A 13,872-nucleotide genomic window follows, 5' to 3' on the forward strand; every position below is an offset into this window, starting at 1 on the left:
CAGAGAACGACAGTCGTGCGAGGAGACGCAGTGCGAATTGGGCAGCAGCCGGGCGGACACGGTTTCGCCGGCGGCCCCGGATTCGGAGCAGACGACGAGGGTGAGCCCACGCAGGCCGCGCCGGCGACGTCCGCCCCGCGCAGAGCACTCGCACTCTTTCTTGCGTATGTCGCGCTCACGAAGCCCCGGGTCATCGAACTCCTCCTCGTCACGACCATTCCGGCGATGCTGCTGGCCGACCGAGGAAACGTCGATCCCTGGCTGATCCTCACCACACTCTTCGGCGGAATGCTGGCCGCAGCCAGCGCCAACACTCTGAACATGGTCGTCGACGCAGACATCGACAAGGTGATGAAGCGCACCGAGAAGCGCCCACTCGCGCGCGGTGCCATGCCCGTCTCGCACGCCCTGATCTTCGGGCTCGTCCTGGGTGTGTTCTCGTTCTTCTGGCTGTGGGCCACCACGAATCTGCTCAGCGGTGTGCTCGCCGTCGTGACGATCTGCTTCTACATTTTCGTCTACACGCTCGTGCTCAAACGGCGCACCTCGCAGAACGTGGTGTGGGGCGGCGCGGCCGGATGTATGCCGGTGATGATCGGTTGGTCCGCCGTGACCGGCACGATCGGGTGGCAGGCGCTGGTGATGTTCCTGGTGATCTTCCTGTGGACGCCGCCGCACACCTGGGCACTCATGCTCCGCTACAAGGAGGACTACCAGGCCGCCAACGTGCCGATGCTGCCTGCTGTCGCCTCGGAAACGAAGGTCACCAAGCACATCGTGCTCTACGCGTGGGCCACCGTTGCCGCAACGCTCGCGTTGGCCCCGGGCTCGGGCATCGTCTACGCAGCCGTCGCTGTGGCGTCGGGAGTGTGGTTCCTCGTCGTGGCCCACCGTCTCTACGCAGGCGTGCGTGCGGGAACACCGGTCAAGCCGCTCAAGCTGTTCATTCTCTCGAACGAATACCTGGCACTGGTGTTCTGCGGCTTGGCCGTCGACTCCGTTCTCGGCTGGCAGACGCTCGCTCAGATCCTTTCCTGAGCGAGCCGTCCGGCACAGTCGGCGTCAGGGAACCAGCACGATGGACCCCATCGTCTTGCGTGACTCCAAATCGATGTGGGCCCGAGCCGCATCCTCCAGCGCGTACTGCGCACCGATCTCGACCGTCAGAGCGCCGCTGGCCATCGCTGCGAACACATCTCCGGCGCGCCACTCCAGTTCGGCCCGGTTTCGGATGTGATGTGCGAGCGTGGGCCGGGTCAGGAACAGGGAGCCCGCGCCGTTCAGGCGCTGCGGATCCATGGGCGGGACGGGACCGCTCGCGGCACCGAACAGAGCCAGAGTCCCTCTGATCCGAAGCGACGCAAGACTTGCCTCGAACGTGTCGGCACCCACGCCGTCGTACACCGCATGGACACCCTCACCGTCGGTGATCTCACGCACGCGGGCGGCGATGTCGTCCTCGTAGCGCAACACGTGGGCGGCACCGGCCTGCGTCGACCGCTCGGCCTTGGCATCCGTGGAGACCGTGGTGATCACGTTCACGCCCTTCGCCACCGCCATCTGCGTCAACAACAGTCCGACGCCACCTGCGCCTGCATGTACCAGCACTGTGTCGCCCCGCTGGGCGGGATAGGTGGACTCGATCAGGTAATGCGCAGTCATGCCCTGGAGCAGCGCCGAGGCGGCCTGATCGGCAGGAACACCGTCGGGAACCGCGATGGCCGAGGAAGCGTCCACCAGGACGTATTCGGCGTAGCTGCCGGGTGCTGCGGCCCAGGCGACGCGAGCTCCCGGAGCAAAGTCCGTGACGTCCGCCCCGACCTGATCGATCACTCCGGACCCCTCGTCGCCGGGAACGTAGGGGAGTGCGCGCGGATACAGGCCGCGCCGAAAGTACGTATCGATGTAGTTGATGCCGATGGCGTCCGTCCTGACCAGGAGTTGAGTAGGTCCTGGCGTCGGTATCGGAACATCGACGACGTTCATGACCTCGGGTCCGCCGGTGTTGTCTATTCGAATGGCACGCATGAAGTCCGTTCTACACCGGCGCGTCGCACCCGGTGGCATCGATCCGCTCGATGTACGCACGCGGGCGAAGTTACCGATCAGTAACGACTGGACGGGTCGATGCGGGGACTGCGAACGGCCTCGGTATCGTGTCGGCATGGCTACCGAAATCGACAGTGCGGGCATCGAGAAGAACGAGTCGAACGACGTTCCCAAGGGAACGCTCGCGGCGGTGAAGAGCTTCCTCGCCGACCACGGCAACTCTGCCAACGTGGTGATTCAGCCGGTCGGTCGCGCCGGGACTCGGCTCACCATGGTCGGTGCCGACGGAGTTCTGGGGGACCAGGTGGTGGCGACGACCGCCATCGCCCGCGCGATCGTCGACGGTCTCGACCAGTTGACCGAGGCCGAATGGGACCGCGAGTTGACCAGTTCGGTCAATCCGGCACCCGGACACCACGAGAAGATGGCCGGGTGGGTAGCCCATCAGAAGAAGTTCCCGAAGGCGCGCAACCAGGCGATCGTCTGAGCGGAGAAAAGTCGCAAAACTTGTTCGATTCGGCGGGAACCATCTGGGCACCCGGTGCGTCGAAGTCAGTGGAGGGGCAGTCGGCCATCTGAGGGGGAGGTCGGCTGCCCCTCCACCCTGTTCGAAGATCGATCGATCGTCACGAGTGAACTGCGACGTCCTCGGCGGTCTCGATCTTGTCGGTCGCGGCCGGGCCGCGAGTTCGGCAGGCCGCCCAGACGGCAGCGGTGGCGGCGGTACACGCGCCCGCACCGGCCACATGGAAGGCGACGAGTACGGCTGGAACCCCGGTGAAGTACTGGACCAATCCGATCAGAGACTGTGCCAACACCAGAACGATCAGGACATTGAGTCGAAACGTGACCGTCTTGGGCGCACGAACGGCATACAGGGCGAAGGCCAGTCCGACGAGCAGCCCCAGGTAGCCGACCAGGAACTGCGAGTGCGCGTGCACCAGCGTCACGATCTCGATACCGAGGCGCGGTACCGGTTCCTCGATGCTCTTGTCGCCTGCGTGCGGACCAGCTCCGGTCACCATGGTGCCCGCGATCAGCACACCCGCCAGAGCGATCCCGGACAGTCCCGTCAGCGCTCGCAGAGCACCGGGCACCGTCGGCGTCGACTCCGATGCCGCATCGCTCTCGCCCACCTTGGCGTACAGCAGCGTGGCCAGCCAGACCATCGCCATCGAGACGACGAGGTGAACGGCGACGGTCCACCACAGCAGTCCGGTCAGCACGGTGAATCCACCGATCACGGCCTGCACGACGGTACCGAGCGGCATCAGCCACGCGAAGAACAGCACTCCGCGACGACGCCGCGCCCTGGTGACGGCGATGACGACAGCGGCAGCAGCGAGCACGACCACGAACGTGAGCAGGCGGTTACCGAACTCCACGGCCTGATGCAGAATCGGCACCTCGGACACTCCGACGGGGGTGAAACTCCCGGGGAAGCACTGCGGCCAGGTGGGGCAACCGAGACCGGATCCGGTGACGCGAACGACTGCACCGGTGACGGCGATGCCGCCCTGCGTCAGGATCGCGATGAAAGCCAGAATTCGCTGTACGCGAAGCGACGGCAGTGGCAGGAGATCGACGACGCGCAGGAATACGCCATAGAGCTTCCGTGGGAGGTAAGGCACTCCACGATGGTAAACGCCGATCAACTACACAGCGTCGTTGGGTAGCGAGCGTGACTCAGGTGAACTTGAACGTGCGGACGGCGAGCGTGCTGCACACCGCAGCCCACACCAGCAGTACGACCACACCGAACACGTCGAACGACGACGCCACACCCCTGCTCAGTGCCTCGCCCAGTGCGCCGGACGGAACGATGCGTGCCACGTTCTGCATTCCCTGGGGGATCTGGTCGTCGACGAACACAGCGCTTCCGACGCCCAGCATCACGAACCAGGCGACGTTCGCCAGCGCCAGCACGATCTCGGCGCGCAGGGTGCCGCCCAGCAGCAACCCCATGGACGCGAAGGTGACGGTTCCCAGAGCGATGATGACGGCACCGAGCAACAGCCCCGTCGCGCTCGGGCGCCATCCGAGAGCGATTCCGATCGAGCCGAGCAGAATCGACTGCAGGATCACCACGATCACCACGGCGGCGGATTTGCCGCCGATGATGCCCCACCGCGGAAGTGGTGTCGCCCCGAGCCGCTTGAGAGCGCCGTAGCGGCGATCGAAGCCGACGGCGATCGCCTGACCGGTGAACGCCGTCGACATGATGGCAACCATCATCACGGCCGGGACCACTCGGGCAACTCGGTCGACGCCGAGCTCGCCGAAGGGCAGCAGGGTCAATCCGATCAGCAACGTGATCGGGATGAACATCGTCAGCAGCAACTGTTCACCGTTGCGCAGCAACAACTTCAGCTCGAGGCGGGTCTGCGCGAGCAACATACGTGCAGCCGACGCGGGCTGCGGGCGAGGCGCGAACAGACCTGTCTCGAATCGGTTGTCGGCGAGCCGGGCTTCTCTGCGCACGGTCACTTCCTCAATTCTCTGCCGGTCAGTTCGAGGAACACGTCCTCGAGGCGGCGCTGGTCGACCTGCAGTTCGGTCGCCAACACGTCCTGCTGTGCACACCAGGACGTGACGATCACCAGGATCTGCGGCTCGATCACACCGGCGACCACATAGGAACCGGGCGTCGGTTCCGACGGTACGTACCCCGGGGGAAGAGCCGCGTCGAGCATGGAGAGTTCGAGTCCAGGGGGTGCGGTGAAGCGCAGTTGGCCCTCGGCACCCTGCTTGGTCAGCTCCGAGGGAGTGCCCGAGGCGACGACGCGACCGTTGTCGATGATCGTCAGCCGGTCTGCGAGCTGCTCGGCCTCGTCCATCAGATGCGTCGTGAGCAGAACGCCGACTCCGTCACGGCGCAGGGCGTCGATCAGCTCCCACACGAGCAGCCGGGCCTGGGCGTCGAGCCCGGCGGTCGGTTCGTCCAGGAACACCAGTTCGGGCCGTCCGACGATGGCGCACGCCAGGGCGAGCCGCTGCTGCTGCCCACCGGAGAGCCGCCGGTACGGGGTGCGGACGGCCGAGGTCAGGCCGAGGCAGTCGAGCAGCCATGCCGGATCGAGGGGGTCGGCCGAGTACGAGGCGACGAGTTGGAGCATCTCGCCGGCTTTGGAACCGGGGTACGCGCCTCCGCCCTGCAGCATGACGCCGATGCGTGGCCGCAGCTGCGCCGACTGCGCGACGGGGTCGAGTCCGAGGACTCGGACCGAGCCGCCGTCGGGTACGACGAATCCTTCGCACATCTCGACGGTGGTGGTTTTTCCGGCACCGTTGGGGCCCAGCAGTGCGAGAACCTCGCCGGGGCCGATGTTCAGGCTGAGTCCGTCGACGGCACTGACACCGTCGTACGACTTGCGTACGTCGGTCAGCTGTACGACAGGTTGCGTCGCGTCGGACGTCCCGGAGATCACGAGGACTCAGCGTATTCGTCTGCGCTGCGGTCGCGTGCCGGTGGTCCGGTGCGGGTGGGCCACGGCATCCGGTTTCGGGTGAACAGGTAGAGCACTGCGATCGTCAGGATGGTCATGACTGCGGCCTGCACGATCTGGAACGGCTGGTACTCACTGCCGTTCGGCATCAGGATCACACTCACCAACGACGAGAAGGCGATGGCCGGACGCCGGAACGAGGAAGTGGTGGCCCAGGCGGCCAGCGGAATCACCGCCCACAGCAGGTACCAGGGTTGGACCACGGGGAACAACAGGACGACGGCACCGAGCGCGACGCCGAGTGCGCCGACCGGATGCAGACGGCCGCGCAGAACGGCGATGAGCATGCGGACGACGATGATTCCCGCGACGACGGCAGCGATCGGGCGAGTGAGGCCCAACACAGCGGTGGTGTGGTCGCCGAGGCCGAGGAGTACGCCGACGAATCCGGTGCCCAGCCCGAGAATCGTGGGAATCGACATCCAGCTGCGCACCACGCCGGCGGTCCCCAGAGTGTTGATCCAGCCGAAGCCGAGCCCACTGCCCAGGCTCACCGCGACTTGGACCGCGACGGCTATGGAGCCGAGCAGGATTGCCGCGTACACCACGGATCTGAGGGTCCCGCCCCACCTCCTCGACAGGGCCATTCCCACGAAGCCGAGCGCGATGAGCGAGGGGATCTTGATCGAAGACGACAGTGCGATCAAGCCTGCACCGCCGACGAGGAACGCGATATCGCTGTTGCGGAGGGGACCCGAGCGCTCGATCGCGCGAAGCGCCAGTTCGGTACCGGCCAGCATCAGCCCGATCATCAGGGCCTCGTTGTGGATACCGGCCACCAGATGGAAGAGCAGCAACGGATTCGCGGCACCGAGCCACAGTGCCGTCACCGACGCAACCCCGCAGCGTCGGGCGAGGCGGGGCAGCGACCAGACGATCAACGCCACGCCCGCCAATGCGAGCAGGCGATGCAGAAAGATGCCGGCGACGATGTTCTCGCCGGTCAGGTACGTGATGCCACGCCCCATCCACAGGAACAGCGGGCCGTAGGGTGCCGGGGTCTCCCGCCAGATGTTGGGAACCGTTCGGGTCAGTACGTTGTCGGCCCCGAGTGCATCGACCGGACCGACCTCGTACGGGTCGAGTCCGCGTGCGGTGATCTCGCTCTGAGCCAGGTACGAGTAGACGTCGCGCGAGAACATCGGCGGTGCCACGCACAACGGCAGGATCCACAGCAGCAACGTGCGGTCCATCTGGGAGCGGGTGAGTCGCCGCGGGGTCGCTCCCGATCGCAAGCGTCCCAACGCGAATCTTCCCAGCAGCAACCACGCGAGCACCACGATGACGGTTCCGGTCATCGTGACGGTCAGTGCGGTGGTCGCCATCCGGGACGGCAGGCTCAGGAGTCGGACGCCTGCGATCGGGTTCTGCAGCACCGGCTGCGCGCCCGCGCCGAGTGCTCCGATCGCCATCAGCAGTGCGCCCGCGGCACCGAAACGGCGGATGTTCCTGAGCTGGTTCGTCTCCGCCGGATTCAGTCCCGGTGCCTCCTGCTCGTCTCCGTGCAGGGTGGCCACCACCCCGCCCGGAGGCGTGGGCTCGAGGCCGATGACTCGACGTGCCGGGGCCACGACGAACCTGTGGACGAATGCGGCCGGCGCGGACTTCGATGTGCCGGACTCCGGGGGAGAACCGGGACCGCCCGCGGAAGGTGAGCTCTCGAAACTGGGCTCACTGTCGGTCGATGGCACAGTGGGAGCGTAGCGGGGCACTCGGTCACCACCTGCACGGTGCTCCACCCGACGACATGCGCATCGGCCACCGCGCTGGGTGAGTAGCCCGCATAGGGCACCCTTGCTGGACCGAGTACAGCAATTCCGTCACACTGGTGTTGTGAAAACAACCGAGAGCTCGCTCGTGCGTCCGGGAAGTGTCGAGTCGTCGGCCTCCGGCGCAGGCGTTTCGTCGGTGCGACCCACGTCGGCGCCCGAGGGGCAGACGCGGAGCGCTGTGGTCACGCTGCTGCTGGAGGAAGGCCCCATCACCGCCTCCGACATCGGCACTCGACTGGGGTTGAGCGCGGCGGGTGTCCGACGTCACCTGGACGCACTCATCGACGCGGGCGAGGCCCGCATCACAACCCCCGCAGGTGCCCGGCAACGGGGCCGAGGCCGACCGGCGAAGCACTTCCAGCTCACCGCAGCCGGGCGTAACCGTCTCGGCCACACCTACGACGATCTTGCCGGTGCCGCCATGCGGCAGTTACGCAAGATCGGCGGGGACGCGGCCATCGAGACATTCGCGCGGCAACGCGTCAACACCATCGTGGCCGACGTGGAGCCGGCCACGGGTTCCGATGCGCATGCCGTGGAGGACGCTGCCGACCGGATCGCCGACGCGTTCAGCGCGGCGGGCTTTTCTGCCACCACCCGTCAGGTGGGCAACGGTGTGCAGATCTGCCAGCACCACTGCCCGGTGTCGCACGTCGCCTCCGAGTTTCCGGAGCTGTGCGAGGCCGAGCAGACCGCGTTCGCCGAGATCCTCGGCACGCACGTGCAGCGTTTGGCGACCATCGCAAACGGCAATTGCGCCTGCACGACGCACGTACCGCTGTCACCGACGCGGTACTCGAACACCGATAGTTCCGACAAGAAGACTCCCGACGCGCAGCCCCGTGTCGGAGAACGCCCACGCCTCCGGAAGGAGCCCGCATGACCGTCACACCAGACCAGGTGACACCCACCGCGCCGCTGACCCAGGACGAGACCATCGCCTCGCTCGGCACCTACGGATACGGCTGGGCCGACTCGGACGTAGCCGGTGAAAGTGCCAAGCGCGGTCTTTCCGAGGCCGTCGTTCGGGACATCTCGCAGAAGAAGAGCGAGCCCGAGTGGATGCTCGAGGCGCGCCTGAAGGCGCTCAAGACGTTCGAGCGCAAGCCGATGCCGAACTGGGGTTCCAACCTCGACGGCATCGATTTCGACAACATCAAGTACTTCGTGCGCTCCAGCGAGAAGCAGGCTGCCACGTGGGAAGACCTGCCGGAAGACATCAAGAACACGTACGACAAGCTCGGCATCCCCGAGGCGGAGAAGCAGCGCCTCGTCTCCGGCGTCGCTGCTCAGTACGAGTCCGAGGTGGTCTACCACTCGATCCGTGAGGATCTCGAGGCCCAGGGAGTGTTGTTCCTCGACACCGACACCGCCCTGAAGGAGCAGCCGGAGCTGTTCCGGGAGTACTTCGGCACCGTCATCCCCGCAGGCGACAACAAGTTCTCGGCGCTGAACACCGCGGTGTGGTCCGGCGGATCCTTCATCTACATCCCGCCGGGCGTCCACGTGGACATCCCGCTGCAGGCCTACTTCCGGATCAACACCGAGAACATGGGTCAGTTCGAGCGCACGCTGATCATCGTCGACGAGGGTGCCTACGTGCACTACGTCGAGGGCTGCACCGCACCGATCTACAAGTCGGATTCGCTGCACTCCGCCGTGGTCGAGATCATCGTCAAGAAGGGTGGCCGGTGCCGCTACACGACCATCCAGAACTGGTCGAACAACGTCTACAACCTCGTCACCAAGCGTGCCAAGGCCGAGGCGGGCGCAACCATGGAGTGGGTCGACGGCAACATCGGCTCCAAGGTCACCATGAAGTACCCGGCCGTCTGGATGACCGGTGAGTACGCCAAGGGTGAGGTTCTCTCGGTCGCGTTCGCAGGCCCGGACCAGCACCAGGACACCGGCTCGAAGATGCTGCACCTGGCACCGCACACGTCCTCGAACATCGTCAGCAAGTCCGTCGCCCGCGGCGGTGGCCGGACGTCGTACCGCGGTCTGATCCAGATCAACAAGGGTGCACACGGTTCGCGCTCGACGGTCAAGTGCGACGCATTGCTCGTCGACACGATCAGTCGTTCCGACACGTACCCGTACGTCGACATCCGCGAGGACGACGTGTCGATGGGCCACGAGGCCACCGTCTCGAAGGTCAGCGACGATCAGTTGTTCTACCTGATGAGCCGCGGCATGACCGAGGACGAGGCCATGGCGATGGTCGTGCGCGGCTTCGTCGAGCCGATCGCTCGCGAACTGCCGATGGAATACGCGCTCGAGCTCAACCGGCTCATCGAGCTGCAGATGGAAGGGTCGGTCGGATAAGTGAACAACCCCCTCACCGGAGTCATGGGTGCTGTGGCATCCGAGAATCCAGAGTCGGCCAAGGAAGACAAGTCGAAGCTCGTCGAGAACAAGGGCGCTCAGTTCACGTCCTACGATGTGAATGCATTCGAGATCCCGTCCGGCCGTGACGAGCTGTGGCGTTTCACACCGCTGCGTCGGCTGCGCGGATTGCACGACGGTTCCGCTGTCGCCGACGGGGCCGCTCGGGTCACCGTCGGTGCCCCGGAGTCGGTGGTCGTGGAGACCGTCGGCCGCGACGACGAGCGACTGGGCAAGGCCGGTGTCCCGGCCGATCGTATTGCCGCACAGGCATTCTCGGCATTCACCGAGGCCACGATCGTCTCCGTGCCGAACGAGGTCGAGGTGGCCGATCCGATCGAGATCACCGTCGACGGTCCCGGTGTCGACCACGTCGCCTACGGCCACGTGCAGATCAGACTCGGCACGTTCGCTCGCGCCACCGTCGTGATCGACCAGCGGGGTAGCGGAACGTACGCCGAGAACGTCGAGTTCGTTCTCGGAGACAGCTCGCAGTTGCACGTCGTACTCATCCAGGACTGGCAGTCCGACGCCGTGCACGTCGCAGCACACCACGCGATGCTCGGACGCGACGCCGTGCTGCGGCACTACAACGTCAGTCTCGGCGGCGATCTGGTGCGCATCAGCCCGACCGTGCGCTACAGCGCACCCGGCGGCGACGCGAACATGCTCGGTGTGTATTTCGCCGACGCAGGCCAGCACCTCGAGCAGCGACTGCTCGTCGACCACTCGGCACCGCATTGCAAGTCCAACGTGATGTACAAGGGCGCGCTGCAGGGCGAAACCGGACCCGGAACCGTCGACGCGCACACCGTGTGGATCGGAGATGTTCTGATCCGAGCCGAGGCCGAGGGCACCGAGACCTACGAGCTCAACCGGAACCTGGTCCTGACCGATGGCGCTCGCGCCGACTCGGTGCCGAACCTCGAGATCGAGACCGGGGAGATCGTCGGAGCAGGCCACGCCAGCGCCACCGGCCGGTTCGACGACGAGCAGCTGTTCTACCTGCGCGCTCGTGGCATCTCGGAGGAGGTTGCTCGCCGACTCGTCGTCCGGGGCTTCTTCCACGAGATCATCGACAAGATTCCGGTCCCCGCCGTACGCGAGCGTCTCGACGCCGCCATCGAGACCGAACTCGCCGTCGCCGGCGCGTAGGTCTCACCCGAACCTTTCTCGACTGCACAAAGGAACTGTGATGTCCACACTCGAAATCCGCGATCTGCACGTCAGCGTCGCCAACTCCGACTCGACCGCGGAGCCCATCAACATCCTCAAGGGTGTCGACCTCACCGTGAAGTCCGGTGAGACGCACGCGATCATGGGGCCCAACGGTTCCGGTAAGTCCACGCTGTCCTACGCCATCGCAGGCCACCCCAAGTACACGGTGACCTCCGGCACCATCACCCTCGACGGTGAAGACGTGCTCGAGATGAGTGTCGACGAGCGCGCCCGTGCCGGCCTGTTCCTGGCGATGCAGTACCCGGTGGAGGTGCCCGGCGTCTCGATGTCGAACTTCCTGCGTACCGCCGCCACCGCCGTGCGCGGTGAGGCCCCCAAGCTTCGGCACTGGGTCAAGGAAGCCAAGACCGCCATGAGCGAGTTGGAGATCGAGGCCAACTTCCTCGAGCGCAACGTCAACGAAGGCTTCTCCGGCGGCGAGAAGAAGCGCCACGAGATTCTTCAGCTGGGACTGCTCAAGCCGAAGATCGCCATCCTCGACGAGACCGACTCCGGCCTCGACGTCGATGCTCTGCGCGTGGTGTCCGAGGGCGTCAACAAGTACAAGGAGCGTGAAGACGGCGGAGTGCTGCTGATCACGCACTACACCCGCATCCTGCGCTACATCAAGCCCGACTTCGTCCACGTCTTCGTCAACGGCGAAATCGTGAAGTCCGGCGGTGCAGAGCTGGCCGACGAGCTCGAAGCCAACGGATACGCCGGTTACGCGCAGGCCGCGACCACCGGAGCATGAGTATGGCTGCACCCGCAGCTGCGGCGGTGGCGACATCGTTCGATGTCGCCACGGTTCGTCGCGATTTCCCCATCCTCTCGCGCACCGTCCGCGACGGGAAGCCGTTGGTGTACCTCGATTCCGGTGCCACCTCGCAGCGGCCCGTGCAGGTACTCGACGCCGAGCGTGAGTTCCTGACCACGTGCAACGCCGCCGTGCATCGCGGGGCGCATCAGCTGGCCGAAGAGGCCACCGACGCCTACGAAGGTGCGCGCGCGGCCATCGCGTCGTTCGTCGGGGCGGATGTCGACGAGATCGTGTTCACCAAGAACGCGACCGAGTCGCTCAACCTCGTGACGTACGTGCTTGCCGATCAACGATTCGATCGTCACCTCGGTCCCGGCGACGAGATCGTCGTCACCGAACTCGAGCACCACGCCAATCTCGTTCCGTGGCAAGAGCTTGCTGCTCGAACCGGTGCAACGCTGCGCTGGTACGGCGTGACCGACGACGGGCGCATCGATCTCGACTCGCTCGAATTGTCTTCCGCCGTCAAGGTTCTCGCCTTCACGCATCAATCCAACGTGACCGGCGCGGTGGCCCCGGTCGAGGAGTTGGTGCGTCGGGCCAGGGCGGTCGGTGCACTCGTGGTCCTCGACGCATGCCAATCGGTGCCACACATGAAGGTCGATTTTCACGCGCTCGATGTCGACTACGCCGCGTTCTCGGGTCACAAGATGCTCGGTCCCTCGGGAGTGGGCGTGCTCTACGGCAAGGCGGCGCTTCTCTCGGCGATGCCTCCGTTCATAACCGGCGGTTCGATGATCGAGACCGTCACCATGGAGAAGACGACGTTCGCCGCGCCTCCGCAACGATTCGAGGCCGGGGTTCCCATGACCTCGCAGGTCGTCGGACTCGGTGCCGCCGTGCGGTACCTGGAGAACATCGGCATCGATGTCATCGCCGCGCACGAAAAGGTTTTGGTCGCAGCAACTCTCGCCGAGTTCGCGAAAATCGACGGTGTTCGCGTGATCGGCCCGACCGAGAACGTCGACCGCGGTTCGGCAGTGTCGTTCGTGGTCGACGGCATTCACGCCCACGACCTCGGACAGATCCTGGACGACGAGGGCGTCGCCATTCGCGTCGGGCATCACTGCGCGTGGCCGTTGCACCGACGGTTCGGTGTGGCTGCGACAGCGCGTGCCTCGTTCGCGCTGTACAACACGGTCGAGGAAGTGCAGGTTCTCGCACAGGCGATTCGCCGCGCGCAAACATTCTTCGGAACCGCTCGCTCCGACGACCACGGCGGGGGAGGGCAGCTCTAGATGCGGATGGAACAGATGTATCAGGAAGTGATCCTCGATCACTACAAGCACCCGCACGGCCGCGGACTGCGTGAGCCGTTCGGCGCGGAGGTACATCACGTCAACCCCACCTGCGGCGACGAGGTCACCCTGCGCGTGCAGATCGAGGATGGCGCCGTTGCAGACGTCTCGTACGACGGCCAGGGTTGCTCGATCAGTCAGGCAGCGACGTCCGTTCTCACCGATCAGGTCGTCGGCCTGAGCGTGGCCGACGCGCTGAAGACGGTCGACGCGTTCAGCGACATGGTCGGCAGCAGAGGTACCGTCGAGGGTGACGAGGACGTCATCGGCGATGGCATTGCGTTCGCCGGTGTGGCCAAGTATCCGGCTCGCGTGAAGTGCGCATTGCTGGGATGGATGGCTTTCAAGGACGCGGTTGTTCAAGTAGTGGACGCAGATTCGACAGCCACGACGGGCGAGACCGCCCGGTCGGCACTTTCCGGAGGACAGCAATCATGACCGAAGCAACAGAGACGACGCAGGCAGTGACAGCCGAGACCACGCCGGTGGAATTGACTGCCGACGAGATCAAAGTGCTCGAGGACCTCGAAGAAGCGATGCGCGACGTCGTCGATCCGGAGCTCGGAATCAATGTCGTCGATCTGGGACTGGTGTACGACATCAAGATCGACGCCGACGACATCGTCACCGTCGACATGACGCTCACCTCGGCGGCATGCCCGTTGACGGACGTCATCGAGGATCAGGCGCGCGGCGCGCTCGTGCGCAGCGGACTGGCCGCCGATCTCAAGATCAACTGGGTCTGGATGCCGCCATGGGGCCCGGACAAGATCACCGACGACGGTCGCGAGCAGCTCAGGGCCCTCGGCTTCACCGTCTGACGC

General features: G+C 65.5%; 14 protein-coding genes. 9 read left to right on the forward strand and 5 right to left on the reverse strand.

What is annotated here, in order from left to right; translation table 11 throughout:
* Positions 1 to 30 precede the first annotated feature (30 nt).
* Positions 31 to 1,038 (forward strand): heme o synthase, encoded by a 1,008-nt coding sequence (locus R3P93_RS12285; protein WP_068050518.1) that lies wholly within the window; start codon positions 31 to 33, stop codon positions 1,036 to 1,038.
* 24 nt (positions 1,039 to 1,062) lie between these two features.
* Here R3P93_RS12285 and R3P93_RS12290 read toward each other — a convergent pair whose 3' ends face one another.
* On the reverse strand, positions 1,063 to 2,028 hold the full coding sequence (locus R3P93_RS12290; protein WP_317533116.1) for a quinone oxidoreductase family protein: 966 nt from the start codon (positions 2,026 to 2,028) through the stop codon (positions 1,063 to 1,065).
* 136 nt (positions 2,029 to 2,164) lie between these two features.
* Between R3P93_RS12290 and R3P93_RS12295 the strand changes: the two genes are divergently transcribed.
* Complete coding sequence (locus tag R3P93_RS12295; RefSeq protein ID WP_068050522.1) at positions 2,165 to 2,536, forward strand: hypothetical protein; 372 nt, start codon at positions 2,165 to 2,167, stop codon at positions 2,534 to 2,536.
* Positions 2,537 to 2,675: 139 nt separating this feature from the next.
* Here the strand turns inward: R3P93_RS12295 and R3P93_RS12300 are convergent, their stop codons facing one another.
* The 4 genes from R3P93_RS12300 to mptB are packed head-to-tail and all read right to left on the reverse strand — an operon-like array spanning position 2,676 to position 7,246.
* Entirely contained in the window at positions 2,676 to 3,680 is a 1,005-nt protein-coding gene (locus R3P93_RS12300; RefSeq protein WP_094670228.1) for a COX15/CtaA family protein, read from the reverse strand.
* Between the two features lie 55 nt (positions 3,681 to 3,735).
* The gene (locus R3P93_RS12305) at positions 3,736 to 4,530 is read right to left on the reverse strand and encodes an ABC transporter permease (RefSeq protein ID WP_394855295.1); all 795 of its coding nucleotides are present in this window, start codon (positions 4,528 to 4,530) and stop codon (positions 3,736 to 3,738) included.
* Between the two features lie 2 nt (positions 4,531 to 4,532).
* Positions 4,533 to 5,477 (reverse strand): ABC transporter ATP-binding protein, encoded by a 945-nt coding sequence (locus R3P93_RS12310; RefSeq protein WP_176460513.1) that lies wholly within the window; start codon positions 5,475 to 5,477, stop codon positions 4,533 to 4,535.
* Entirely contained in the window at positions 5,474 to 7,246 is a 1,773-nt protein-coding gene (mptB, locus tag R3P93_RS12315) for a polyprenol phosphomannose-dependent alpha 1,6 mannosyltransferase MptB (RefSeq protein WP_149405822.1), read from the reverse strand. Before mptB ends, R3P93_RS12310 begins: the two co-directional genes overlap by 4 nt.
* A gap of 217 nt (positions 7,247 to 7,463) precedes the next feature.
* Here mptB and R3P93_RS12320 point away from each other — a divergent pair, with 217 nt between their 5' ends.
* Genes R3P93_RS12320 through R3P93_RS12350 form a run of 7 tightly spaced genes read left to right on the forward strand, consistent with a single transcriptional unit; the run spans position 7,464 to position 13,869 of the window.
* Positions 7,464 to 8,210, forward strand: a complete 747-nt coding sequence (locus R3P93_RS12320) for a helix-turn-helix transcriptional regulator (protein WP_317810418.1) — start codon at positions 7,464 to 7,466, stop codon at positions 8,208 to 8,210.
* Positions 8,207 to 9,652: a Fe-S cluster assembly protein SufB gene (gene sufB, locus R3P93_RS12325; protein WP_032377835.1), complete on the forward strand. Its 1,446-nt coding sequence runs from the start codon at positions 8,207 to 8,209 to the stop codon at positions 9,650 to 9,652. The genes R3P93_RS12320 and sufB overlap by 4 nt, the downstream gene beginning before the upstream one ends.
* 24 nt (positions 9,653 to 9,676) lie before the next feature.
* The gene (gene sufD / locus R3P93_RS12330) at positions 9,677 to 10,867 is read left to right on the forward strand and encodes a Fe-S cluster assembly protein SufD (RefSeq protein ID WP_094642369.1); all 1,191 of its coding nucleotides are present in this window, start codon (positions 9,677 to 9,679) and stop codon (positions 10,865 to 10,867) included.
* A 40-nt stretch (positions 10,868 to 10,907) separates the two neighbouring features.
* The gene (gene sufC, locus R3P93_RS12335; protein ID WP_094641863.1) at positions 10,908 to 11,684 is read left to right on the forward strand and encodes a Fe-S cluster assembly ATPase SufC; all 777 of its coding nucleotides are present in this window, start codon (positions 10,908 to 10,910) and stop codon (positions 11,682 to 11,684) included.
* 2 nt (positions 11,685 to 11,686) lie between these two features.
* Positions 11,687 to 12,988, forward strand: a complete 1,302-nt coding sequence (locus R3P93_RS12340) for a cysteine desulfurase (RefSeq protein WP_149405821.1) — start codon at positions 11,687 to 11,689, stop codon at positions 12,986 to 12,988.
* Positions 12,989 to 13,486 carry a Fe-S cluster assembly sulfur transfer protein SufU gene (gene sufU, locus R3P93_RS12345; RefSeq protein ID WP_094641859.1) on the forward strand — a complete coding sequence of 166 codons (498 nt, stop codon included), beginning with the start codon at positions 12,989 to 12,991 and terminating at the stop codon, positions 13,484 to 13,486.
* The gene (locus R3P93_RS12350; protein ID WP_068050507.1) at positions 13,483 to 13,869 is read left to right on the forward strand and encodes a metal-sulfur cluster assembly factor; all 387 of its coding nucleotides are present in this window, start codon (positions 13,483 to 13,485) and stop codon (positions 13,867 to 13,869) included. Before sufU ends, R3P93_RS12350 begins: the two co-directional genes overlap by 4 nt.
* Positions 13,870 to 13,872 lie beyond the last annotated feature (3 nt).

This window comes from Rhodococcus cerastii (assembly GCF_033042195.1).
In the GTDB taxonomy this organism is placed as follows: domain Bacteria; phylum Actinomycetota; class Actinomycetes; order Mycobacteriales; family Mycobacteriaceae; genus Rhodococcoides.

Excerpts from the sequence above, each read along its gene's own strand:
- R3P93_RS12290 (WP_317533116.1), bottom strand. The coding sequence starts at position 2,028 with ATGCGTGCCATTCGAATAGACAACACCGGCGGACCCGAGGTCATGAAC.
- R3P93_RS12295 (WP_068050522.1), top strand. The coding sequence starts at position 2,165 with ATGGCTACCGAAATCGACAGTGCGGGCATCGAGAAGAACGAGTCGAAC.
- sufB (WP_032377835.1), top strand. The coding sequence starts at position 8,207 with ATGACCGTCACACCAGACCAGGTGACACCCACCGCGCCGCTGACCCAG.
- sufD (WP_094642369.1), top strand. The coding sequence starts at position 9,677 with ATGGGTGCTGTGGCATCCGAGAATCCAGAGTCGGCCAAGGAAGACAAG.
- sufC (WP_094641863.1), top strand. The coding sequence starts at position 10,908 with ATGTCCACACTCGAAATCCGCGATCTGCACGTCAGCGTCGCCAACTCC.
- R3P93_RS12340 (WP_149405821.1), top strand. The coding sequence starts at position 11,687 with ATGGCTGCACCCGCAGCTGCGGCGGTGGCGACATCGTTCGATGTCGCC.
- sufU (WP_094641859.1), top strand. The coding sequence starts at position 12,989 with ATGCGGATGGAACAGATGTATCAGGAAGTGATCCTCGATCACTACAAG.
- R3P93_RS12350 (WP_068050507.1), top strand. The coding sequence starts at position 13,483 with ATGACCGAAGCAACAGAGACGACGCAGGCAGTGACAGCCGAGACCACG.